Annotated in this window: 19 protein-coding genes; 15 read left to right on the forward strand and 4 right to left on the reverse strand. The window is 46.6% G+C overall.

Annotated elements, in window-relative coordinates:
• Nucleotides 1-15: 15 nt before the first annotated feature.
• From ACWP87_RS00465 to ACWP87_RS00485, 5 genes are all read left to right on the forward strand, one after another.
• A complete protein-coding gene (locus ACWP87_RS00465) occupies nucleotides 16-1,752 on the forward strand; it encodes an ABC transporter ATP-binding protein (protein WP_014569619.1) in 1,737 nt (578 codons plus the stop codon).
• Between the two features lie 171 nt (nucleotides 1,753-1,923).
• On the forward strand, nucleotides 1,924-3,264 hold the full coding sequence (gene tig, locus ACWP87_RS00470) for a trigger factor (RefSeq protein WP_005689230.1): 1,341 nt from the start codon (nucleotides 1,924-1,926) through the stop codon (nucleotides 3,262-3,264).
• Nucleotides 3,265-3,426: 162 nt separating this feature from the next.
• Nucleotides 3,427-4,677 carry an ATP-dependent Clp protease ATP-binding subunit ClpX gene (clpX, locus tag ACWP87_RS00475; protein WP_005685655.1) on the forward strand — a complete coding sequence of 417 codons (1,251 nt, stop codon included), beginning with the start codon at nucleotides 3,427-3,429 and terminating at the stop codon, nucleotides 4,675-4,677.
• Between the two features lie 186 nt (nucleotides 4,678-4,863).
• Nucleotides 4,864-5,463: a ribosome biogenesis GTP-binding protein YihA/YsxC gene (yihA, locus tag ACWP87_RS00480; RefSeq protein WP_005685656.1), complete on the forward strand. Its 600-nt coding sequence runs from the start codon at nucleotides 4,864-4,866 to the stop codon at nucleotides 5,461-5,463.
• The gene (locus ACWP87_RS00485; RefSeq protein WP_005685657.1) at nucleotides 5,463-5,753 is read left to right on the forward strand and encodes a nucleoside triphosphate pyrophosphohydrolase family protein; all 291 of its coding nucleotides are present in this window, start codon (nucleotides 5,463-5,465) and stop codon (nucleotides 5,751-5,753) included. The genes yihA and ACWP87_RS00485 overlap by 1 nt, the downstream gene beginning before the upstream one ends.
• A gap of 128 nt (nucleotides 5,754-5,881) precedes the next feature.
• Here the strand turns inward: ACWP87_RS00485 and ACWP87_RS00490 are convergent, their stop codons facing one another.
• Nucleotides 5,882-6,043 carry an SPJ_0845 family protein gene (locus tag ACWP87_RS00490; RefSeq protein WP_005685658.1) on the reverse strand — a complete coding sequence of 54 codons (162 nt, stop codon included), beginning with the start codon at nucleotides 6,041-6,043 and terminating at the stop codon, nucleotides 5,882-5,884.
• 239 nt (nucleotides 6,044-6,282) lie between these two features.
• Here ACWP87_RS00490 and ACWP87_RS00495 point away from each other — a divergent pair, with 239 nt between their 5' ends.
• From ACWP87_RS00495 to uvrC, 3 genes are all read left to right on the forward strand, one after another.
• Nucleotides 6,283-7,740: an ABC transporter substrate-binding protein/permease gene (locus ACWP87_RS00495; protein WP_005685659.1), complete on the forward strand. Its 1,458-nt coding sequence runs from the start codon at nucleotides 6,283-6,285 to the stop codon at nucleotides 7,738-7,740.
• On the forward strand, nucleotides 7,730-8,476 hold the full coding sequence (locus ACWP87_RS00500; RefSeq protein WP_005685660.1) for an amino acid ABC transporter ATP-binding protein: 747 nt from the start codon (nucleotides 7,730-7,732) through the stop codon (nucleotides 8,474-8,476). The genes ACWP87_RS00495 and ACWP87_RS00500 overlap by 11 nt, the downstream gene beginning before the upstream one ends.
• A 204-nt stretch (nucleotides 8,477-8,680) precedes the next feature.
• Nucleotides 8,681-10,489, forward strand: coding sequence for an excinuclease ABC subunit UvrC (gene uvrC, locus ACWP87_RS00505; protein ID WP_005685661.1), 1,809 nt, complete (start codon nucleotides 8,681-8,683; stop codon nucleotides 10,487-10,489).
• Nucleotides 10,490-10,729: 240 nt separating this feature from the next.
• Here the strand turns inward: uvrC and ACWP87_RS00510 are convergent, their stop codons facing one another.
• From ACWP87_RS00510 to ACWP87_RS00520, 3 genes are read right to left on the reverse strand one after another with little or no spacing between them, the layout of a single operon-like run.
• A complete protein-coding gene (locus ACWP87_RS00510; RefSeq protein WP_005686490.1) occupies nucleotides 10,730-12,703 on the reverse strand; it encodes a PTS fructose transporter subunit IIABC in 1,974 nt (657 codons plus the stop codon).
• 9 nt (nucleotides 12,704-12,712) lie between these two features.
• Nucleotides 12,713-13,627, reverse strand: a complete 915-nt coding sequence (pfkB, locus tag ACWP87_RS00515; RefSeq protein WP_014569620.1) for a 1-phosphofructokinase — start codon at nucleotides 13,625-13,627, stop codon at nucleotides 12,713-12,715.
• Complete coding sequence (locus ACWP87_RS00520) at nucleotides 13,624-14,373, reverse strand: DeoR/GlpR family DNA-binding transcription regulator (RefSeq protein WP_005686487.1); 750 nt, start codon at nucleotides 14,371-14,373, stop codon at nucleotides 13,624-13,626. The genes pfkB and ACWP87_RS00520 overlap by 4 nt, the downstream gene beginning before the upstream one ends.
• A gap of 249 nt (nucleotides 14,374-14,622) precedes the next feature.
• Here ACWP87_RS00520 and obgE point away from each other — a divergent pair, with 249 nt between their 5' ends.
• The 7 genes from obgE (at nucleotide 14,623) to rpmF (ending at nucleotide 23,513) form a co-directional block, all read left to right on the forward strand.
• The gene (obgE, locus tag ACWP87_RS00525) at nucleotides 14,623-15,909 is read left to right on the forward strand and encodes a GTPase ObgE (protein ID WP_005686485.1); all 1,287 of its coding nucleotides are present in this window, start codon (nucleotides 14,623-14,625) and stop codon (nucleotides 15,907-15,909) included.
• Between the two features lie 40 nt (nucleotides 15,910-15,949).
• Complete coding sequence (locus tag ACWP87_RS00530) at nucleotides 15,950-17,944, forward strand: acyltransferase family protein (protein WP_029943882.1); 1,995 nt, start codon at nucleotides 15,950-15,952, stop codon at nucleotides 17,942-17,944.
• 214 nt (nucleotides 17,945-18,158) lie between these two features.
• On the forward strand, nucleotides 18,159-19,118 hold the full coding sequence (gene rnz, locus ACWP87_RS00535; protein WP_005686481.1) for a ribonuclease Z: 960 nt from the start codon (nucleotides 18,159-18,161) through the stop codon (nucleotides 19,116-19,118).
• A 177-nt stretch (nucleotides 19,119-19,295) separates the two neighbouring features.
• Nucleotides 19,296-20,081, forward strand: a complete 786-nt coding sequence (locus ACWP87_RS00540) for an SDR family NAD(P)-dependent oxidoreductase (protein WP_014569622.1) — start codon at nucleotides 19,296-19,298, stop codon at nucleotides 20,079-20,081.
• A 13-nt stretch (nucleotides 20,082-20,094) separates the two neighbouring features.
• Nucleotides 20,095-20,421, forward strand: a complete 327-nt coding sequence (locus tag ACWP87_RS00545) for a LapA family protein (protein WP_005686475.1) — start codon at nucleotides 20,095-20,097, stop codon at nucleotides 20,419-20,421.
• Nucleotides 20,422-20,534: 113 nt separating this feature from the next.
• Nucleotides 20,535-23,141 (forward strand): ATP-dependent chaperone ClpB, encoded by a 2,607-nt coding sequence (gene clpB, locus ACWP87_RS00550; protein ID WP_014569623.1) that lies wholly within the window; start codon nucleotides 20,535-20,537, stop codon nucleotides 23,139-23,141.
• 180 nt (nucleotides 23,142-23,321) lie between these two features.
• Complete coding sequence (gene rpmF, locus ACWP87_RS00555) at nucleotides 23,322-23,513, forward strand: 50S ribosomal protein L32 (RefSeq protein ID WP_005686472.1); 192 nt, start codon at nucleotides 23,322-23,324, stop codon at nucleotides 23,511-23,513.
• Nucleotides 23,514-23,590 lie beyond the last annotated feature (77 nt).

The raw sequence follows: 23,590 nt of genomic DNA on the forward strand, positions 1-23,590 counted from the left end.
AAGGGGGCCATTCATTTGACGAAATCAACAACTTGGCGGATGATCGCATTTTTCTGGCATCAGCTGGCAGATATGAAACGTCAATTGTTCCGTATTATTGCGGCATTGGTAGGGGTGGCGGTGGCTTCGTATCTGGTGCCGCGATTAACGCAATATGTCATTGATCAGGTCATTCCGCAACGTGCGATGGGAACACTAATGGGCGTGATTGCGATGGCGCTCTTGCTGACGGCTATGGCTGGGTGGTTAAGCGGTCTTAGTACTTATTGGATCGGTCAGGTGAGTTTGCATGCAATTGCCCGCATGCGCGATGACTTGTTTCGCCATACGCTGGGATTAGATATGCGGTATTTTGAAACGAGTCAAACGGGTGATTTGATGGTGGTGCTCACGAGTGACGTCAATACGTTACAGCGTTTAATATCGAGCAATACATTGGGTCTATTTGGCAGCTTACTCAGTTTTGTCGTCGTACTGGTGCTGATGATCGTTCAGGACTGGCAACTGACCGGGCTGATTTTATTAACTTTTCCGGTTTTGTTTATTCTGAATAATATTTTCGTTCGCAACATTCGTGCTGCTTATCGGCGGGTGCGGGCAAGCTCTGGCATGATGAATAATCAAATTCAACAGGCTTTGACGAGTATCGGGCTGATTAAAAGCTTTACGACCGAAGCCACAACGGCAAGGACCTTTCAACAAGCCAATGCACGTAACCGCGATTATCAACTTAAAGCGACCAAACTCAGCGCGACTTTTTCACCGCTAACCGATTTCGTCAATTATTTGGGAACGGCAATTATTTTAGGCTTTGGTGCGATTCAGGTGATGCATGGTCAGTTTACGATTGGCTTGATCGTCGCTTATACTGCCTATCTTGGCATTTTGCAGGCGCCCATTCGCCAACTGACCGGGTTGATTCAACAATTACAGCAGGCAACGGTTTCGTTTGAACGGATTGAAGCATTGCAGGCAGCGACTCCGCAAATTGTTTCGCCGCCAAATGCTGTCCACTTGCCGCGATTTCAGAAACGAATCCAGTTTGATCACGTAGATTTCAGTTACGATGAGGCTGTGCCAGTACTGCAGGATGTCGACTTTACCATCGAAAAAGAAGAAGTCGTGGCACTGGTTGGGTCGTCAGGCGCCGGAAAAACAACGATTACAAATTTATTGGCGCGGTTTTACGATCCCACTAGTGGGCGTATTTTGATGGATGGCATCGATTTGCGTCAGGCGGATCTGATGAGTTTACGGCAACAAATTGCCATTGTCTCGCAAGATGTGATCTTGCTTGATGGCACCATTCAGCAGAACCTTGAATATGGCACATCATCTGCCAGTGAGGCGGCCATTTGGCAAGCAGCAGAGGCCGCTAACATTGCAGCTTTTATCCGCAGTTTGCCTCAAGGACTGGCGACGCAGGTAGGTGAGCGCGGAATTCGGTTATCAGGCGGGCAAAAGCAGCGCATCGCAATCGCGCGAGTTTTCTTGAAAAATGCGCCGATCGTCATCCTTGATGAAGCAACCGCCGCATTGGATAATGAGTCGGAGCGTTTTGTGCAAACCAGTTTTGATCGGCTAATGACTGACCGGACATCGATCGTTATCGCGCACCGGCTTTCCACCGTGCGGCACGCGGATAAGATTCTTGTATTAGCACATGGGCGAATTGTTGAAGCGGGGAATCACGAGCAGTTAATGGCCCAAAACGGACGCTACAAGGAACTCTATGATTTACAGTTTACGTGATTGCTGTTGTTGCGATTGTTATTCTTAGGTTCATGCGCAGTTTGTGAAAATCAGAAAAAATCAAGTTGCGACAAGGCTTTTTTTGTCACAACGTTTACTTTCCCACCGGTTTCGGGTATCATACATTAAGTATGCAATGTGAATTGCGAGACTAATTGTCGGAGGTACAGCATGTCTGCAAAATGGGAAAAAAAGGGCACCAATGATGGTGAACTCACCTTTGAAATCGATTTACCAAAAATTCAAGAAGGCTTAGACCAGGCGTTTCAACGTGTTCGTAAGAACCTGACCGTCCCTGGATTTCGGAAGGGCAAAGTTAGCCGGACCGTTTTCAAACGGATGTATGGTGATGCCGCGTTATATGAAGACGCCTTGAACATCTTGTTACCAGATGCTTATGAAGCAGCGGTTAAGGAATCCGGTATTGACCCGGTTGACCAACCAAAAATTGACGTTGAGTCCATGGACGAAGGCAAGCCTTGGGTGATCAAGGCTAACGTAACGGTTAAGCCAGAAGTTAAACTTGGCCAATACAAGGGCGTTGAAGTGCCTAAGCAAGACGTTGAAGTATCTGACGACGACGTTAACGCTGAATTGGAAAAGCGCCGCGAACAACAAGCCGAACTCGTGGTTAAAGACGACAAGGCAGCTGAAAATGGTGATACCGTTGTGATTGATTACGTCGGCACCATTGATGGCAAAGAATTTGACGGCGGTTCTTCCAAGAACTATAGTTTGGAACTCGGCTCAAATTCATTTATCCCTGGCTTTGAAGAACAATTGGTCGGCCATAAATCTGGCGATGAAGTAACCGTCAATGTTACGTTCCCAGAAGACTACAAGGCAACCGATCTTGCTGGTAAAGCAGCTGAATTCAAAACCACCATTCATGAAGTTAAGGTCAAGGAATTGCCAGAATTAGACGATGACTTTGCCAAGGATCTTGATGATGATGTCGATACATTGGCTGAGTTAAAAGACAAGATCAAGAAAGAATTGACCGATCAGCGTAAAGAAGCGGCCAAGAATGCGGTTCAGGAAGCGGCCATCAAGAAGGCTACCGAGAACGCAACGATCGAAGAAGTGCCAAATGCGATGATTGAACAAGAAGTGCATAATCAAATGGATCAATACCTAGGCAATATGCAACGCCAAGGTATCAGTCCTAAGATGTACTATCAATTGACCGGTACGACTGAAGAAGATCTGCATAAACAGTTTGAAGCCGATGCAGAAACTCGGGTTCGTACTAACTTGGTTCTTGAAGCCATCGTTAAGGCAGAAGATATTCAGCCAACTGAAGATCAAGTGACCGAAGAAGTTAAGAATTTAGCTTCCGAATACAACATGGATGAAAAAGCCGTTCGTCAGGCATTGAGTGAAGATATGCTCAAGCACGATATTGGGGTTAAAGAAGCCATCGACATCATTACTGACAATGCCAAAGAGGTTGAAGCGGCCAAGGATGAAACAGCTGATAAGGCTGATTCTGACAAGAAGTCAGCTAAATAGTTGTCACAATCGCGTCAAAGAGACGATCCTTGATCGTCTCTTTTGTCGTCTTAACAGGTCCAAAAAGCCGAACAGATCCCTTGACATTGGCATAGCGGTTAGTTGCTAGTCGGTACTTGACGGTTCTGGTAGAATGAAGGTAACAAGAAAGGGTTGAATTAGATGTTTGACAACGTTGAAACAACGGGTCCGGTGACTTGCTCTTTTTGTGGCAAGTCTCAGGATCAAGTGAAGAAAATCGTTGCTGGCCCTGGGGTTTATATTTGTAATGAATGTATCGACCTCTGCAAAGAGATCATTGACGAAGAATTTAAAGAAGAAGCCTATCAGAATCTGCTCGAAGTCCCTAAGCCAATCGAAATCATGAAATCACTTAATGATTACGTGATTGGGCAGGATGCTGCGAAAAAAGCACTTTCGGTTGCCGTTTATAATCACTACAAGCGCGTTAACCAGATGCAGACTGCGACAAAAGACGATACTGAACTCCAAAAGAGTAACATCGCACTGATCGGCCCAACCGGTTCAGGGAAAACATTCTTGGCGCAGACTTTAGCCAAGATCCTGAATGTGCCATTTGCCATTGCGGACGCGACAACGTTAACAGAAGCTGGTTATGTGGGCGAAGACGTCGAGAACATTTTGCTTAAATTGCTGCAAAATGCTGATTACGATGTTGAGCGCGCTGAAAAGGGTATCGTTTACATTGACGAAATTGACAAGATCGCCAAGAAAGCCGAGAACGTTTCGATTACCCGTGATGTTTCCGGTGAAGGCGTTCAGCAAGCTTTGTTGAAGATCTTGGAAGGTACGATTGCCAATGTTCCGCCACAGGGTGGACGTAAACATCCGCAACAGGAGTTTATCCAAATCGATACCACCAATATTCTCTTTATTGTCGGCGGTGCCTTTGACGGTATTGAAAATATTGTCAAGAACCGGATTGGCGAAAAGACGATTGGCTTTGGTACCGACTCCACCAATCAAGTGGATCCGGATAAGTCACTGATGCAGCAGATTATTCCGGAAGACCTCATGCAATTTGGAATTATTCCTGAGTTCATCGGCCGAATTCCGATTTTGGCAGCATTGGAGAAGCTCAACGAAAGCGACTTGGTTCGGATTTTAACCGAACCGAAGAATGCGTTGGTTAAGCAGTATCAGAAGTTGTTAAGTCTCGATGATACGGATCTTGAATTCACACCTAACGCATTGAAGGCCATTGCCCATCAAGCGATTGTACGTGACACTGGGGCGCGTGGCTTGCGCTCTATCATGGAAGCCATCATGCAAGACACCATGTTTGACTTACCTAGTCGCAGCGATGTCGACAAGGTAGTCGTCACAAAGTCTGCTGTTGAAGGCAAGGCTAAACCACAATTAGTGCTTACCAAGGGCCGTGAAGCCTCCTAAAGCAAGCAGGGTTTCAAAGAGCACCAGGTTGGATAACCTGGTGCTCTTTGTTTGGGCTCAACCATGAATAAAGATTTGTAAATTCCTGCTAGCGGCCCAGTCAGCTTTTAAAATATGCTAAACTATTGAAGGCAGTGGTGCTTGAGTGCCACTAAAAGAGATGAATAAAAAAGGAGGCCGTTTAAGATGGACGTCCATGATGTCAAACTGACAATCAGTGCGGTTGCGGCTGCGCAATATCCAGAAGATGGCCGTCCGGAGATCGCCTTTCTCGGACGCAGTAATGTTGGCAAATCTTCACTGATCAATAAGTTAATTAAGCGTAAGGCGATGGCTAGAACATCCAGCGTTCCGGGGAAAACCCAGACGCTTAATTTTTACGATCTTGATAGTCGCCTGTTTTTTGTTGACGTTCCCGGTTATGGGTATGCCAAGGTCAGCAAATCAGCTCGGGCAAAGTTTGCAGCGATGATCGAGACCTATCTTACGACGCGACAACCATTACGTGGGGTTGTCTTGCTGGTGGATAGTCGTCATGAGCCAACCGCCGACGATATCAGTATGTATCAATATTTAAAGTATTATCAGCTCAGGACTTTAGTGGTCGCCACGAAAATCGACAAAACGCCTAAAAGTAAACGGCTGCATGTTGTTAAGCAAATTAATCAACGGTTGGATTTAAACCAGACTGACACGGTTATTCCGTTTTCCGCAGTCACCGGTGAAGGCTATGATGCGATTTGGTCTTGGTTGAGTCAGACTTCGGGAGTGGGGGAAAATGAATAATGAACTTTAATGAATATCAACAGAAGGCTAACCGCACATTGGCTGGCAACGAACATGTGTTAACCAACTTATCGCTAGGCTTGGCAAGTGAAAGCGGCGAAGCAATTGACTTGATTAAAAAGTACACCTTTCAGGGTCAGGATTTAGATAAGGTTAAATTACAGCACGAATTAGGGGATGTGCTGTGGTATCTTTCTCAAATTGCATTGTGGGCTGACATTGACTTTGATGATGTTGCCGCTGGTAATATTAAGGCATTGGCAAAACGCTATCCGCAATCCAAAAAGTGAACTTAGCACCATTCAGAACATATTTAAACGCAGCTAATGATTTAGCGTCTAAAAAAGCGACCTCCGAAAAATTTTCGGCAGTCGCTTTTCTGTTTGCTTGAGTATGGAAATCAGCATAAATGGTTACTTTACTTTTTCGGCTTTTTAGCGCTATCTTTATCAGACTTTTTCGTCATCTTTTCGTGATGTTTTGGATCTGGCCCGGTAGCTTGTTCTTTATCGCTGGGAATGCTTGCGAATTTATCGAACATGTCGTTTAGGTTGGTTTGAGTGTTGATCTTAAGTGCCATGCACGGCCACCCCTTTCCTTGGAGAAAGTATAGCATCAACCAGCATTAGCGTCTAGACTGACAACCGGTTTTTCTAATGCCGATATTTGGCCAAAGGTTGATCTTGAAAACGATTTAAGAACTAGGCCGTGTTTTTCGATGATTTTACGAGTTAAAAAAAGAGTCACCAAAATATGAATATTTATTGCATAAAAATTGAATTACGTGTATAGTACATTCTTGTAATCAAGGAGGGTATTATGACGCATTTGAAACGTTGGTTAATCGCTTTGGTCGCAGTTTTTGCCGCAATTGTGACCTTAAATATGCAAACTGTCCAGGCAGATGACAGCCTGGCAAAGATTCAACAAAAAGGCACGATTGTGATGGGCACTAGCCCTGATTATGCACCATACGAGTTTTTGGTGAATAAAAATGGCAAGAATCAGGTTGTCGGCATGGATGTCGAAGTTGCCCGCAAAATTGCCAAGGATCTTGGGGTCAAGTTAGTCATCAAGCAGATGAATTTCAGCTCGTTGCTAGTGGCGCTGCAATCCGGCAAGGTTGATATGGTGCTGGCTGCCATGTCACCGACTAATGCTCGCCGCAAGTCAATTGATTTCTCCAAGACGTATTATAAATCGGGTCAGGATATTCTGATTAATAAGACGGATGCTAAGATTTACAAAGACCACAAGAGTTTTGCCAATAAGAAAGTCGGCGTTCAAAACGGTAGTCTGCAGGAGACCTTAGCAAAAACCCAAATGAAGTCCAGTACGACTTTAGGACTGACAAAAGTAACCGATTTGATTCTGGCGCTAAAAACCCACAAAGTCGCCGGGGTTGTCGCGGAAGGTGCGGTTGCTGAGGCCTATACGTCTAACGATGATAAATTGGTTGAAATTCCCGGTCATTTTAATCTGTCAAGTGACACGATGGGGACTGCTATCGGGTTTGCCAAAGGATCTGATTCTTTAGTCGCAGCGGCCAATAAGAGCTTAGCAGATATTAAACAAAAGAATTTAATCCCGCAATATCTGAAAACCGCTGGCAGTTACATGAAGACGAATACCGAAGATACCAGTATGCTGCACTATTGGACTTATTTCCTTAAAGGGGTTGAGTATACTTTACTCATCAGTGCGATTGGGGCGTTCTTTGGGGTCTTACTTGGTACGATCTTTGCTTTATTGCGGTTGAGTAAGCATCGATTGCCACATCTCATTGGGGTTGCCTACATCGAGTTCGTCCGTGGTACGCCGTTGATGATTCAGGTCATGTTTGTCTACTTCGGTATTGGCATTTTCATTGATATTCCAGCGCTAGTAGCAGGGTTGATCGCGGTATCGCTTAATTCAGCTGCATACGTTGCCGAGATTATCCGTAGTGGGATTGATAGCATCCCGATTGGTCAGACTGAAGCGGCCCGTTCGCTGGGCTTATCCGAGCGCCAAACGATGACCAGCGTTGTGTTACCGCAAGCCATCAAGAACATTTGGCCAGCGTTAGGAAACGAGTTTATCTCACTGATTAAGGAAAGTTCCATTGTTTCGATCATTGGGGTTACGGACTTGATCTATCAATTAACGGTGGTTCAAACCGCAACTTATAAAGGTGTTCAGCCGATTCTGATCGCAATGGTCTTATATTTTGTTTTGACATTCGGGCTATCCAAGCTCCTGAGTCACTTTGAAAGGAAGATGAATCATGCAGCATAAACCTTTGATCCAAATCAACCACTTGACCAAGAAGTTTGGCGATAATGTGGTCTTGAATGATATTAGCGAAACGATTGACCAAGGCGATGTGATTGTCGTGATCGGTGCGTCAGGTGGCGGGAAAAGTACCTTCCTGCGCAGTTTAAATCTGTTGAACCGTCCAACTGCAGGCGAAATCCTTTTTGAAGGAACAAACCTGGTTGATCTTAGCGAAAAGCAGTTGGATAATGTCCGGGAGAAAATGGGGATGGTGTTCCAGAGCTTCAATCTTTTTCCGAATATGACGGTTCTAGAAAACATCAAGCTGGCGCCGTTAAAAGTCAAAACGGTGACGGATGAAGAAGCAACCAAAACAGCCAAGGAACTGTTGGAACAAGTTGGCTTGGCGGAAAAAGCCGATGCCTATCCTGCTAGCCTCTCCGGTGGTCAACAACAGCGGGTGGCGATTGCCCGCGCGCTGGCGATGCACCCTGATGTGATGCTCTTTGACGAACCAACGAGTGCATTGGATCCGGAAATGGTTGGTGAAGTTTTGAAGGTCATGCAGGATCTTGCCAAAACCGGAATGACGATGGTCGTGGTGACGCACGAAATGGGATTTGCCCGCAGTGTGGCCGACCAAGTCTGGTTTATGGATGGCGGGAAGATTCTTGAAAAAGGCACGCCTGAACAGCTTTTCGAACATCCTCAAGAAGAGCGGACACAAGACTTTCTTTCTAAGATTCTCGCACAATAATTTTCATCAAAGTACTTTGTCTGGCACATACTGGGCAAGGTGCTTTTTTTGTGAAATCGAGCTGGTGGGGTATCATGAGGTTTGAGGCAGAAGTACAGGCTAGATGTGACAAGCATGCTGGCATGTGTATAGGCTATCTGCTTGCAATCGTATTTTAGAATCTTTATAATGTTAGGCGAACATTTGTTTTATAAGGAGCTTACAATGGCATCTGCACACATTGAACATAAGTTATCGTTACTGCCGGATCTTCCTGGTAGCTACCAAATGAAAGACATCAACGGGAAGATTATTTATGTCGGCAAAGCCAAAAATCTCAAGAATCGGGTTCGATCCTACTTTAAGAGTTCGCATGACGGAAAAGTAGCGGCAATGGTGGCACAAGTGGCGGATTTTGACTACATTGTGACCTCTACGAATAAAGAGGCGTTCTTGCTTGAGATTACGTTGATTCAAAAGTACCAACCTTATTACAATATCAAGCTGAAAAAGGGGACTGGTTACCCTTATATCAAGATCACCAATGAACGCGACCCCAAGATTGAAATTACCGGGACGATTCGCAAAGACGGCGGCTACTATTTTGGCCCTTATCCCAATGTTTACGCTGCCCAGGAAACCATGCACTTTATTCAAAAAGTGTATCCACTACGCCGCTGTAACGGCTATCAGGGTCGCCCGTGTCTTTATTACCATATGGGGCAGTGTCTCGGCGCTTGTTTTCGCACCGTCCCGGAGAAGGAATATACCGATCAGATTGCGCGAATTAAACGCTTTTTGAACGGTAATGTCAGCAAGGCCAAGGCCAGTTTGACTGCCAAAATGGAGCGCGCGGCAAAGAATCTGCAATTTGAACGGGCAGCCGAGATTCGGGATCAACTTTATTACATTGAGCAAACGGTTGAGAAGCAAAAGATTATTTCGACGGATAATACCACGCGCGACTTGTTTAATTTTTATATGGATAAAGGCTGGATCAGCATTCAGGTCTTCTTTATTCGCCAGGCGCGATTGATGAAGCGTGAGTCGCGCTTGTTTCCGGTGGTCAATACGGCTAAAGAAGAGTTTGAATCTTTTATCTTACAATTCTACAGCCGGAAAAATAACGTTAAACCGCGTGAAGTATTGGTGCCTGCAGGGCTCGATAATAAGGTGCTAGCCGATATCCTTGAAGTACCGGTGCGCACACCCCAACGAGGCGAAAAACGCGAGCTGATGGCGCTAGCAGCCAAGAACAGCAAGATTAAACTGGAAGATAAGTTTCGGTTAATGGAATTAGATAATCGAACAACGGTAGGGGCGATGAAAGAGCTGATGGCAGCCTTAAAGTTACCGATGGGCCATGTAGTAGAAGCATTTGACCATAGTCATATCCAAGGTGCCGATCCGGTGTCTGCCATGGTTCAATTTGTCGATGGCCAACCTGCTAAAAACAATTATCGCAAATACAAGTTGGATGCGGACAAAACCCATAATGGTGCTGACGAAGCTGCCAATACGCGCGAAGTCATTCGCCGGCGATATACGCGGCTGCTAAAGGAACATGCGGCATTGCCGGACTTGATTCTGATGGACGGCGGTGAGATTGAAATGAACGCGGCTAAAGATGTCCTGGAAAATGAATTGAATCTCGATATTCCGGTTGCCGGAATGGTCAAGAACAATAAGCATAAGACGGCTGCCTTGCTATTCGGTCACGCCGACGAGATGATCAATCTGGATCCGAAGTCGCAGGGCTTCTACCTGTTGGAACGGATTCAGGATGAAGTGCACCGGTTTGCCATCACGTTCCATCGCCAGCTTCACGCCAAAAACTCGTTGGCATCGCGCCTTGAGGGAATTAAGGGCGTCGGACCCAAGACACGCTTAAAGTTGCTGCGTAAATTCAAGACCATCACAAAGATCAAAGAAGCACCATTGGAAGATATTCAGGAGCTAGGCATTTCAAAACGCGTCGCCCAGGCACTGAAGCTTTCGTTAACGGCAGATCCCACGCCGGCACGTCGGGTATAAATGATGCGGATAACGTGGTAATTTTTTAGAGCCGTTTTCAAGACAATGGAAAAAGCAGGTTCCAAAAGACAAACGTTGCCTTTTGATGCCTGCTTTTTTACAAGATTATTGAGAACCGAAAACCGAATTTAAAAAGCGTCATTCAAACGCACAAAAAAACTCGCAGCGCATTTTCAAAGCTGCGAGTTTTTAATTTAAGCCATGACCACTATCAAGTGACGCTTACAAGCTTATCTTGACTTAGCGATTCTCTTTAGCAACTGGACGCCAGAAGCCAAGAATCAGTGCGGCGATGATGGTCCCGATAATCAATGACATGATAAAGCCAAATTTCTGATCGGTTAGTAAGAGTGCAACGACACCGCCATGAGGAGCCGGAACATTAACGTGCCAGAGCTGAGTTAAACCACCGGCAATCGCAGAACCGATTACGGAGCTACCGATGATGTGCAATGGATCGGTGGCTGCAAACGGAATCGCACCTTCAGTAATGAACGTTAAACCAAGCGCATAGTTAGATAAGCCGGCATTGCGTTCCTGTAGGGTGAATTTCTTCGGGAAGAAAGTGGAAGCAACCGCGATAGCCAATGGTGGAATCATACCGCCGATCATAACGGCAGCCATCCAGCGACCATCTTTAAAGCCAGATGCTTGATAAACGCCAATTGCAAACGTATAGGCCGCTTTGTTGAAAGGACCACCCATATCGATACTCATCATGGCGGCTAGGATGACGCCAATGAGAATGGCATTGCCAGTACCTAAACCTTCAAGGAAGTTAATGAGTGCACCGTTGATCGCTGCAAAAATCGGGTTGATAATGAAGAACATTAACAGCCCCATAATCGCAAGACCGATGACCGGATAAAGGAGAATGGTCCGCATACCGTCTAATGAGCGCGGCATCTTAGCCAATGCTTTTTTAAGACCCACGATCATCCAGCCGGCAGCAAACCCGGCAACCAGACCGCCAAGGAAGCCGGCCGGGTTTTGCGCTTTCACAACCGATGCCGAGGCAACGGTTGCCATATAACCACCGACAAACCCAGGCATCAAGGCAGGGCGATCACCGATAGATTCGGCAATATAAGCAGCTAATACCGGGACCAAGAAACTAAAAGCAAAAGAACCCAGATTATTCGTGAACGTGAACCACATAGAGGTCTTACCCAGCCATTGTTCCAGGATGAATGAGATCGCCATGATAATCCCGCCGCCAACAACGAATGGTAACATGTTGGAGACACCATTCATGAGGTCTTTATAAATGCGATTCCAGAGGGTGCCGCCGGAAGTCTCTTCACTTTCACTGGTTTCGGTGTTGGCTTCACCAGCAGCGTGAAAGACTTGGCCTTGACCTTTAAGGGTTTCTTCGATCAGTTCTTGCGGTTTCTTAATGCCATCAATGACAGGGCGATTCAGCAATTTCTTGCCATTAAACCGATCCATCGCAACTTTTTTGTCTGCGGCAACGATGACACCGGCCGCACGGTTGATGTCAGCATCGGTTAGCTTGTGCTTGATGCCTTCAGAGCCGTTGGTTTCGACTTTAATATCAACGCCCATTTTCTCGGCAGTTTCTTTTAAAGCTGCTTCGGCCATGTACGTATGGGCGATTCCAGTTGGGCAGGCAGTAACGGCAACGATAAATGGCCGTTCTTTGCGCTTTTCGTCTTTAAACTCAGCTTGCTTAGCGGCTTTGTCCTTGGCTTCTTGGGCTTTTTCCGCTTCTTCTTCAGCTTTGTCCTTGGCTGCTTTTTCCGCTTGTGCTTTTCCAAAAAGATCGATGACTTCATCAGGGGTTTTAGCCTGCTTTAAGTCAGCGACCAGTTTTGGATTGATCAAAAGTGAAGACAAGGCAGCTAGAGCAGCTAAGTGTTCGTTATTGGCGCCTTCGGGAGCGGCAATCATGAAGAACAAGTGCACGGGCTGGCCGTCTAATGCGTTAAAGTCAACGCCTTTGGTACTTTTGGCAAACAGAACCGTTGCCCGGGTAACCGCGCTGTCTTTGGCATGCGGCATCGCAATGCCTTCACCGATTCCGGTAGTTGATTCTGATTCACGCTTTAAAATGTCATTGCGATATTCGTCAGCGTCAGTCACAATGCCTTCCGCGTGGTATTTAGCAACCATTTCATCAATCACGGCCTCTTTGGTGGTGCCTTTGAGGTCCATGATCATGACATTTTTTAGTAGTAAGTCACGAATGTCCATTTTGTCCTCCTAAACTTCTTTAATGTTAATCGTCTGCTTGACGGCAGCGATCTTATCGGCAGTGGCAAGATCCTCAGAAAAAGCAGTTGCAGAACCGCATGCGATTCCAACCTTAAAGCTTTCCAGAACATCATGTGTTTGCGCAAAAGTTCCGGTGAAACCCGCTAACATACTGTCGCCTGCACCGACCGAGTTCACAGCAGGTTGCTTTGGTACGTTACCGAACCAGGCATGATCCTGCTCAATCATGAGGGCACCACCGCCTGCCATCGAGATCAAAACATGTTGTGCGCCTAAATCAAGTAAGCGGCGACCGGCTTTGATAATTGCCTCATGACTGGTATATGGTGCGTCATTGAACAGAGCAGCTAATTCATGGTGATTTGGTTTCACAACAAGGGGATGATCGGGAAGGGTATCCAGTAGTGCCTGACCGGTGGTGTCAATCACGAAGTCTGCGTCATGCGCATGAATTAAGGGGATAAGGTCCCGATAAAATGTGCTTGGTAATCCTTTAGGCAAACTTCCGGACATAATAACGACATCACCTGATTTTAGGTTGGCCAGCTTAGCTTTAAAGTCGGCAATTTCGGTCTCGCTGATAGCAGGGCCGCTGGCGTTGAGTTCGGTTTCCGATTCTGCTTTGAGCTTGACGTTAATCCGGGTATCACCTTTGACTTTTGTAAAATCGCAAGGCATGGCAAGCGCGTCTAACTTATCTTGAATAAACGTCCCGGTGAATCCGCCAAGGAATCCCCAGGCAGTTGTGGGCAAGCCGAGTGTTTGTAATATACGACTCACATTGATGCCTTTTCCACCTGGCAATTTAACGTCGTGGGCCAAACGATTGACAGCGCCAAGGTTAAGCCGAGGCAACTCAATGACATAATCAATCGAAGGGTTGAGCGTAACTGAGTAGATCAAGAATGAACCTCCTTAATATTTTGATACCTTTGATAGCTCGCTGGAAGCCCTTGTAGTGAACTGGTCAGGATGGTTGCATCGCCAATATCGGCGAATTTGACGAAACTGACCTGTTCGAACTTACTTGGATCTGCGAGAATGATCGGTTGACGCGCTTGGTGAATGGCCAAGCGCTTGATCACGGCTTCTTCCGGATCGGGTGTGGTGTTCCCAAATTCAGGGTGAATACCATTTGTACCGATAAAGGCGATATCGAAACGATAATGATGAAGTGCTTCCGCAGTCGTTGCGCCAATCAGCGCCTTGGTTGCTGACTTGACCATACCGCCAAGCATTAAGGTCGGAATTTGATAATCAGCTAACAATGAGGCATTATCAACCCCGGTCGTAATAACCGTGACCCCAAGATCGGCCAAAAAAGGAATCAACTGGGCAGTGGTCGTCCCGGCATCCAAAAAGACCAGATCGTCTTGTTCAACTTGGCGAGCAGCGGCATGAGCAATGGTTTGTTTTGCCCGTAAGTTTTGCGTTGACTTACTTGCCACGTCCGGTTCATCGCCAAGACCGTTGACACGTTTGGCCCCGCCATGGATCCGTTTAAGTTCGCCGGCTGCTTCAAGTTCATCCAGATCGCGACGAATGGTTGATTCCGATGCATCCAACGCGGCCATTAACGCTTTAGATTTAATGACGGTATGTTGTTGCAATTGAGCAAGGATGTATTGTCGCCGTTCTTCTGTAAGCACTTTCGTTTCACCTCGTCCTTCATTATACTGATGAAACGTTCAAAATCAACCTAAAACCGTTAAAAACATTCACTGCTGTCACAATTCGAACCTTTTCATTTTGCTTTACATTTTTACGATATTGTTGCGCTTGAAGTGTGAGTCCTTGTCTTGGACGTGTTAAAATGAAAAAGGCATCTGATTTACTATGCGAACAGCGCGATAACGCGTATAATTAAAAATTATGTTTTTTCAGAAAGGGGATCGCCAATGTTTGTCGATCAGGTACAAGTAGAAGTTCAGGCGGGCAAAGGCGGTGATGGCATGGTCGCGTTTCGGCGCGAGAAGTTCGTGCCGTTTGGCGGACCAGCCGGTGGTGACGGCGGCCGCGGTGGCAGCATTATTTTATATGTTGATGAAGGCTTACGAACCTTAATGGATTTTCGCTATCAACGGCACTTTAAAGCGCCAGCCGGGGGTAACGGCCAAGGCAAGTCGATGTATGGTCGCGCCGCCGAAGATCGCCGAATTGCCGTACCAGCTGGGACAACGGTCACGGACGCTGATACTGGTGAAGTCCTCGGCGATCTTACTGCACCGGGGCAAGAGTTGGTCGTGGCAAAAGGCGGTCGGGGTGGACGCGGCAACATTCACTTTGTCTCGCCTAAAAATACCGCTCCGGAAATTGCGGAAAACGGTGAACCCGGCCAGCATCGGTTTATTAAGCTGGAATTGAAAGTGCTGGCTGACGTCGGTTTGGTTGGCTTTCCGTCTGTCGGTAAGTCCACCTTGTTGTCGGTGGTAACCCAAGCTAAGCCTAAAATTGCTGCCTATCAGTTTACAACGCTCGTTCCCAATTTGGGAATGGTGCAGTTGGATGATGGCACCGATTTTGTAATGGCTGATTTGCCGGGTTTGATTGAGGGCGCTTCACAGGGTGTTGGCTTAGGCATCCAATTTTTGCGCCATGTTGAACGGACTCGGGTCTTGTTGCACCTAGTTGAGATGGATCCGGAAAATGGCCGTGAGCCGCTGGAAGATTATGATCAAATCCGTAAAGAATTAGGCGCTTATGACGAAAATATCTTAAAGCGTCCTGAACTGATTGTTGCCACCAAGATGGATTTGCGGGGTGCAGCGGAACGGTTTGCCAGCTTTAAGGCAGCTTTAGTTGATCGCGGCATTGATCCGGCTAATATTTTTGAAATTTCAAGCCTGACCCACCGCGGCGTCATGCCTTTGATGCATAAAACCGCAACAGTCTTGAAGACGGCGCCGCAATTCGAGCCAAAACAGGAACCGGTTCAATCGACCGAGTACAAGTACACGCCGGAACCAGCATTGAAAGTGACGCGTGATAGTGACGGTACCTTTGTTCTAACCGGCGAGAAGGTGGAGCGGGCATTTAAAATGGCCAATCTTGATCATGAAGACGGCGTCATGCGGTTTGCACGCCAATTACGGAGCATGGGCGTTGACGATGCCTTGCGTGAGGCCGGTGCACAAAGCGGCGATTTAGTCGCTATTGATGATTTTACTTTTGAGTTTGTTGAATAATCTTCGAGCAGCATGTTGTAAAGAATTAATTTTATAAAGAATGGTGGGGCCTCAAGTGAAACAGACGCGCAAACGAAAGCGTCGGTATATCCATGGATTCGACGGGTTACGGACAATTGGTGTTATTGGTGTTATTTTATATCATTTACGTCCTGAACTTTTTAGGGGCGGATATCTGGGCGTCCCAATTTTCATGGTAGTTTCCGGTTATTTAATTACGGATGGCCTCCTGATAGAATTTGACCGCTATCGGCACATTGACTTTAAAAGTTTTTTTATTCGCCGATTTAAGCGACTTTATCCGGCGCTTACCACCGTGTTGTTTGGTACGGCGGCCTATATTACGCTTTTCTCGCAGAATCTATTGCATAACCTGCATATGATGGTTCTGACAAACCTGTTATACGTTTATAACTGGTGGCAGATTTTAAATGGACAATCCTATTTCGCCCGCTATGCGAATGGAGAATCGCCGTTTACGCACTTGTGGACGCTCTCAATAGAAGGTCAGTATTATCTTATTTGGCCGTTTTTGGTTCTGGGCTTACTATTGTTGGTTAAAAATCGGCATCAGATTGCCAATATTGTCCTGATTCTGGCAGCTGTTAGCGGCGCGTGGATGGCGATCTTGTACATGATGACGGTTGCCCACACATCGCCAGCGGCTTTTGACCCAAGTCGGCTTTACTACGGGACGGATACCCGTGCGTTTTCCATTCTATTCGGTGCGGCACTTGCCTTTATTTGGCCGAGCAGTCGGTTATCGACGCATTTACCCCGCAAATGGGTTTTTAGCCTCGATCTAATCGGAACGGTGAGCCTTGTTGGGTTACTGACGATGGTTTTCACGGTCGATGCCCAGAGTAGTTTTCTTTATGAAGGGGGCATGGTCCTTTTCTCCATTTTGACAACGATTTTGGTTGCAGTGGTTGCGCATCCGGCCGCACATTTTGATCGCTTGTTGACGAACCCGCTGTTTAGTTATATCGGCAGTCGCAGTTATGGTCTTTATCTCTATCAATTTCCGGTCATGATCTTCTGGGAGAATCGTTTCCGCAACATTGCCGATCATCCGGTTTTATATCCTGTGATTGAAGTGATTTTGATTGTTCTGATTACAGAGATTTCTTATCGGTTGATTGAGCAGCCGGCCGCGCATTTTGATTATCATAAAACCTGGGACTTTCTTAAGGCACTGGTTGACCCCAAAAAACGAATGGGTATGGCCCGTTGGATCAGTTATGCCGCTGTTATTATTTTGGCAATTGGGAGCGTTGGCCTTGCTAAGGCACCTTCAGCCAAGGCGGTCGGTGATAATTCACCTCTGGCAAAGCAGTTGAAGCGACACAGTGAGTCGGCTAAAGAAAAGGCTAAACGTCTGGAAGCAATGCGCTCCAGTCTGTCAGAGCAGAAAAAAGCGGATAAAAATAAGGCCAATGAGTCGTCAAGTTCGCGCGCGCAACAATCCAGATACGCTTCGCAGGCCAAAACAAAGCCGGTGAATCAGGACTATGAACGTTATGGGCTAACCCAAATTCAACTTCAGCAAGCTCAGGATGTTACCTTCACGGCAGTCGGTGACTCAGTTATGCTTGACGGTGAGCCGGGACTTCAACAGCTTTTCCCAAAAGCGGTGATTGATGCCGCGGTTTCCCGACAAATGATCAATAGCATTGACTTGGTGCGCAGTTATGCTGAAAAAGGCGTGTTGGCAAATATCGTTGTGATCGGTCTTGGGACTAATGGACCGTTTTCGGACGATCAATTAGCCCAAATGATGCAAGCCATCGGACCTGATCGTCAGGTTTTCTGGATTAATGTTCGCGTACCGACCCGCGCATGGCAAAATGATGTCAATGGCAAATTAGATGCTGCCCAAAAGCAGTACAAAAATCTGACGGTTATTGACTGGTTCCATAAATCCGATGGTCATCCTGACTGGTTTTACAATGATATGGTGCATATGAATCCAACCGGCAATCCCGAGTATGCGGCATTTGTTGCCAAAACTATTTTGGAAAAGATTAATGAATAGCCGTTTTTATGACGTTCTTTAGTGAACGGTCATTGTTCAGTTAAATCGAGCCTAGAGGTCATGCCATTCTCTAAGCTCGATTTTTTATAATATTGGCGACTCGGTTTAGAAAAAATAGACGGCGTGAAAGTCTATGACAGCAATGATTCCGGGATAATCGCAGAGAACTTGTGGTAGACTACAAAGTGAAGTTTGACAGAATAGGAAGTATGGTATGGAAATTCAATTTTTGGGGACAGGCGCAGGTTCACCTTCCAAAGTCCGCAATGTTAGCAGTTTGGCGCTCAAGTTGCTTGACGAGCGCAATGAGGTTTGGTTGTTTGATGTGGGCGAAGGAACTCAGCATCAAATCTTACAGACCACGATTAAACCAAGGAAAATTGCCAAAGTATTTATTACCCATTTGCATGGTGATCATATTTTTGGCTTACCGGGCTTTTTAGCTAGTCGGGCAAATCAAGGCGGCACTGAACCGTTAACGATTTATGGACCTCCGGGGATTGAGGACTTTGTTAAGACGAGTTTGAAGGTTTCTCAGAGTCATTTGAGTTATGCAATTAAATTTGTATTGTTGCGACATCCAGGCGTGATTTTTGATGATCAGACCTTTAAAGTCAGTTTTGATCGGCTTGATCATCGGATTACCAGTTTTGGATTTCGAGTTGAAGAAAAACCACACCCGGGCGAGTTATTGATTGATAAGGTCCGCGCCGCCAAGATTCCGGCTGGACCGGTTTATGCTTCGTTGAAAGCAGGCAAAACCGTCACATTACCGGATGGCCGGACTTTTGATGGTCATGACTTCATCGGATCCGCGCAACCCGGCCGAACAGTGGCCATTTTTGGCGACACGCGTATGTGTCGTCGGGCCTTACCATTAGCAGCCGGGGCAGATGTCTTGGTTCATGAAAGCACGTTTGGTCCGGATGAAAGTCAACTGGCCAAGCAGTATTATCACAGTACGAATCTTCAGGCAGCCGAGTTGGCGAAACGAGCTGGCGTTGGTCGGCTGTTGTTAAATCATATTTCGGCACGCTATCTTGGCCCTGGTGTGGCAATGTTAGAAAAAAGTGCACGGCATATTTTCCCGCAAACGCATGTTGTCAGAGATTTGGAGGAAATTAACATTCCATTTGCAAGCCCGCAACTGCAACCGACAGTTTCTGCTAAATGACGATTCCGGTTTGATGAGACATCAGGCAAGCGTTGTTGAAGATTACGGGAAAATTGGGCAATATACCGAGTTGAAATGCGAAAACTGGCGCAGAAGTATAGGGACGCGTCACGACTCCTTACTTTTTGACGATTATCGGTACCAGTTCACACTCACACGTGCTCAGGAGGGAACTTTATGGTGAAAAAACATCTGACCGTTGTCATTTCTGGCGGATCGGCTGGCTTGGGAAAGGCGATCGGACTCGAGGCGGCGAAAAATGGTGCGACGGTTGTATTTTTGGCGCGGCGCCGAGATAAATTACGTCAGGCTCAGGCTGAAGCAACAGCGCTTTCCGGACATCCGGCTTATGCTTTTCCAGTGGATGTGGGTGATCCGGTGGCAATTGAAGCGGCGGTTGATCAAATTCACGAAACGGTTGGATCGGTTGATGTTTTGGTTAATGCAGCCGGTTTTGGTCACTTTGAAAATGCTTTTGACACGGATATGCGGTTAGTCGAACGGATGTTTCGGGTTAATGTTTTAGGTGTTATGTATCTGACCAAACTGTTGGGTCGTGATATGGCAATACGCGGTCAGGGACAGATTATTAATGTTGCCTCAATGGCTGGTAAAATGGCTACCCCAAAATCAGCCATTTATTCAGCAACAAAATCTGCAGTGATCGGTTATAGCAACGGATTGCGACTTGAACTTAAACCATTTGGCGTTCATGTCACGACGGTTAATCCCGGTCCGATTGCGACGGATTTTTTCAAGGCAGCCGGTGCTTTGGATTATCTCGCAACCGTTTCCTGGCTGGCATTGGATCCGGATCAACTTGCGCGCCGAATCGTTGGGACATTTGACCATCCGGTGCGGGAAATCAATGCACCGCGCGTGATGAATCTGGGTGCCAAACTATACACATTATTTCCAGGTATCGGTGACTGGCTAGCCGGTGGTATGCTTAATAAAAAATAAAGGGGTGGCTCACATGAAAAGTCAGCAACGTTTTATTATCGGACTGGTTCTTGCCTTAATCTTGATTATTTTTGCTTTACTGAACGGCCAAGGGGTGTCCGTTAACTTCTTCGGCATTCAGTTAGAATGGCCGCTGATTGTGATTATCGCAGTATCCGTACTGATCGGTGCGGTGGTAACCTGGTTAATCTCCACCAGTGCCGTTGCGAGCGCTAAGAAGCAGATCAAAGAACTTCAACAGCGCGTAACGGAATTGACCAAGACAAACAAAAACGAAAAACCGGCGCCGAAACCGGTTCAGGCACCAAAAGAAACGCCTTCTGATACATCCAAAAACTAAACGAAACGACGCGGATATTTTGTTCGCGTTTTTTATTTAAAATAGTTTGACCTTAACTGACCAATATCGTAAAGTGAATTTGAAAACAATGAACAGTTATGGAGGCATGATGGATGAATCCAGATAATTTTACGCAAGCGGTGGCTGAAGCCTTGGGTGCTGCCCAACAAATTGCCCAAGTCCGCCACCATCAAGAAATCGATATTCCCCACGTCATGAAAAGTCTGGTGCAGCCTAATCAATTAGCTGAGCAGATTTATCGTGAAGCTGGTGTCAACATTCACGGGTTAAATGCCGCGATTGACGCTGCGATTGACGCAGAGCCGGTGATTGAAGGCGCAAGCGGATACGGCCAAAACATGTCGCAGAATCTGGCGCAGATGTTAAGTGATGCCGATACGATCAAAGATGAGTTTGGTGATACGTATGTTTCTACCGAGGCGCTGTTACTGGCACTCTATGAGCAGCGTTACAACACGATTACCCGCTATTTATTGGATGATGCCAAAGTTGACGCCAAAAAGCTGCGGGCAGTCATTACCGAGATTCGCGGCGGCGAGAAAGTTACCAGTAAAAACGCTGAGGCTAATTATAAGAGTCTTGAAAAATACGGGACTGATCTGGTTAAAGAAGCACGCAGCGGCAAGATGGATCCCATTATCGGTCGCGATGAAGAAATCCGCGATGTGATTCGGATTTTAAGTCGCAAAACCAAGAATAACCCAGTTCTGATCGGAGAACCGGGTGTTGGTAAAACAGCGATTGTGGAGGGCTTGGCGCAGCGTATCGTTAAAAATGACGTGCCAGACAATCTAAAGAATAAAACGATTATTTCCCTCGACATGGGCAGTTTGGTTGCCGGTGCCAAGTATCGCGGTGAATTTGAAGAGCGTCTGAAGGCCGTTTTGAAAGAAGTCAAAAAGAGTGAAGGTCAAATCATTCTGTTCATTGACGAAATTCATAACATTGTCGGTGCTGGCAAAGCTGAGGGATCAATGGATGCCGGCAATTTGCTTAAACCGATGCTGGCACGTGGCGAGTTACATTTAATCGGTGCGACGACGCTGGACGAATATCGCGAAAATATTGAAAAAGATAAAGCATTAGAGCGCCGATTCCAACGGGTGCTGGTACAAGAGCCAACTGTGGAAGATACGATCAGTATTTTACGGGGCTTGAAGGAACGGTTTGAAATTTTTCACAAAGTGCGCATTCATGATTCGGCGTTGGTGGCTGCCGCGACATTATCCAATCGCTACATCACGGATCGGTTTTTACCGGATAAGGCGATTGATTTAGTCGATGAAGCCTGTGCCACGATTAATGTTGAAATGAACTCGCGCCCAACTGAACTGGACGTGGCCGAGCGTAAGCAGATGCAGCTTGAAATCGAGCAGCAGGCGTTAAAGAATGAAAGTGATCCCGCAAGTAAAAAACGCCTGGAAAATGCAAACGCCGAATTGGCAAATTTAAAAGAAAAAACCAATAAACTCAAAGCACAGTGGGAAGCTGAAAAGAAGGACATTCGCCAGCTTAACGAGAAGAAGTCAGCGATCGACAAAGCCAAACACGAACTGGAAGATGCCCAGAGCCGTTACGATTTGGAAACGGCTGCTCGTCTGCAACACGGAACGATTCCACAACTTGAAAAAGAATTGCAGGCAATGGAGCACAGTGATCGGCCGCAGTCTTGGCTGGTCCAAGAAAGTGTCACGGCTAATGAGATTGCTGCTGTTATTTCACGAGAAACCGGTATTCCCGTGGCAAAACTGGTTGAAGGCGATCGTCAAAAATTGCTGCATCTTGCCGATAATCTGCATCAGCGTGTCATTGGTCAGGATGAAGCCGTCACGGCAGTTTCAGATGCGGTTTTGCGTTCACGCGCCGGACTGCAAGACCCAAGCCGGCCATTAGGGAGTTTCCTTTTCCTTGGTCCGACCGGGGTGGGGAAGACCGAACTCGCAAAAGCGCTGGCCGAGGATCTATTTGATTCTGAAAAACACATGGTTCGAATTGATATGTCCGAATATATGGAGAAGGCGAGTGTTTCACGGTTGGTCGGTGCGGCTCCGGGTTATGTCGGTTATGAACAAGGCGGTCAATTAACCGAAGCAGTTCGCCGCAATCCGTATACGATTGTCCTATTAGACGAAATCGAAAAGGCCAATCCGGATGTCTTCAACATTCTTTTGCAAGTGTTAGACGATGGGCGGTTAACGGACGGGCAAGGACGCACCGTTGACTTTAAGAACACGATCATCATTATGACCTCTAACCTCGGCTCTGAATATTTGCTGGATGGCGTGCAAAAAGACGGAACTGTCAGTCAGCAAGCTAAGGATCAGGTTCGTCAGTTGATCGGTAAAGCTTTTAAACCGGAATTTCTCAATCGCATTGACGATATCATCATGTTCCATCCACTTTCACTAGATGATGTTAAGAAGATTGCCGTTAAGGATCTGCATGAGCTGGGAACACGCTTGGCAGACCAGCAAATTAGTTTGGACATCACGCCAGAAGCTCAGACCTGGTTGGCGGATAAGGGCTATGACCCGGCATTTGGTGCGCGTCCGTTGCAGCGTCTAATTACCAGTGCCGTTGAAACGCCGTTAGCCAAAGAGCTCATTCGCGGAACGATTCAGCCCGGTCAGGAAGTGGTCATAACCGTTGCGGATGATCAGCTGCAATTCAAAGCAAAACAAGTAGCAGCGAAGTCATAAGCCTGTAATAGCTGAATTATTCTGTAAAGACCCTTGCCTTGACGCCGCTTTTCATGTATGATTAGCGTTGCTGTGACAGAACATGTTTCTGTCCACGCGTGACGATGATTGGACTTGCATTTTGATCATCGACCGTATAAAGTAGTTTAGAAATCTTACTAAAAAAGGGGTTTTCCGCTCATGGCAGTTCCAGCACGCAGAACGTCAAAGACCAAGAAGCGTATGCGCCGCGGTCACATTAAGTTGAATGTGCCTAACTTGCAATTCGATGCAGCAACCGGCGAATACCGTGTTTCTCACCATGTTTCACCTAAGGGTTATTACAAGGGTGCACAAGTGGTTAAGAAGTCTGACGACAACGCAAATGCATAACAAAAAGCCAACATCTCGGGTGTTGGCTTTTTTGTTGGCGCCAAAGGATGGCGGCACTAGACGTCAGCAGTACGTGG

This window comes from Lacticaseibacillus sp. 22, from assembly GCF_055413445.1.

Excerpts from the sequence above, each read along its gene's own strand:
- clpB (WP_014569623.1), top strand. The coding sequence starts at position 20,535 with ATGAATCCAGATAATTTTACGCAAGCGGTGGCTGAAGCCTTGGGTGCT.
- ACWP87_RS00545 (WP_005686475.1), top strand. The coding sequence starts at position 20,095 with ATGAAAAGTCAGCAACGTTTTATTATCGGACTGGTTCTTGCCTTAATC.
- ACWP87_RS00530 (WP_029943882.1), top strand. The coding sequence starts at position 15,950 with ATGGTGGGGCCTCAAGTGAAACAGACGCGCAAACGAAAGCGTCGGTAT.
- uvrC (WP_005685661.1), top strand. The coding sequence starts at position 8,681 with ATGGCATCTGCACACATTGAACATAAGTTATCGTTACTGCCGGATCTT.
- ACWP87_RS00495 (WP_005685659.1), top strand. The coding sequence starts at position 6,283 with ATGACGCATTTGAAACGTTGGTTAATCGCTTTGGTCGCAGTTTTTGCC.
- rpmF (WP_005686472.1), top strand. The coding sequence starts at position 23,322 with ATGGCAGTTCCAGCACGCAGAACGTCAAAGACCAAGAAGCGTATGCGC.
- rnz (WP_005686481.1), top strand. The coding sequence starts at position 18,159 with ATGGAAATTCAATTTTTGGGGACAGGCGCAGGTTCACCTTCCAAAGTC.
- tig (WP_005689230.1), top strand. The coding sequence starts at position 1,924 with ATGTCTGCAAAATGGGAAAAAAAGGGCACCAATGATGGTGAACTCACC.
- yihA (WP_005685656.1), top strand. The coding sequence starts at position 4,864 with ATGGACGTCCATGATGTCAAACTGACAATCAGTGCGGTTGCGGCTGCG.
- ACWP87_RS00510 (WP_005686490.1), bottom strand. The coding sequence starts at position 12,703 with ATGGACATTCGTGACTTACTACTAAAAAATGTCATGATCATGGACCTC.
- clpX (WP_005685655.1), top strand. The coding sequence starts at position 3,427 with ATGTTTGACAACGTTGAAACAACGGGTCCGGTGACTTGCTCTTTTTGT.
- ACWP87_RS00540 (WP_014569622.1), top strand. The coding sequence starts at position 19,296 with ATGGTGAAAAAACATCTGACCGTTGTCATTTCTGGCGGATCGGCTGGC.
- obgE (WP_005686485.1), top strand. The coding sequence starts at position 14,623 with ATGTTTGTCGATCAGGTACAAGTAGAAGTTCAGGCGGGCAAAGGCGGT.
- ACWP87_RS00500 (WP_005685660.1), top strand. The coding sequence starts at position 7,730 with ATGCAGCATAAACCTTTGATCCAAATCAACCACTTGACCAAGAAGTTT.
- ACWP87_RS00485 (WP_005685657.1), top strand. The coding sequence starts at position 5,463 with ATGAACTTTAATGAATATCAACAGAAGGCTAACCGCACATTGGCTGGC.
- ACWP87_RS00490 (WP_005685658.1), bottom strand. The coding sequence starts at position 6,043 with ATGGCACTTAAGATCAACACTCAAACCAACCTAAACGACATGTTCGAT.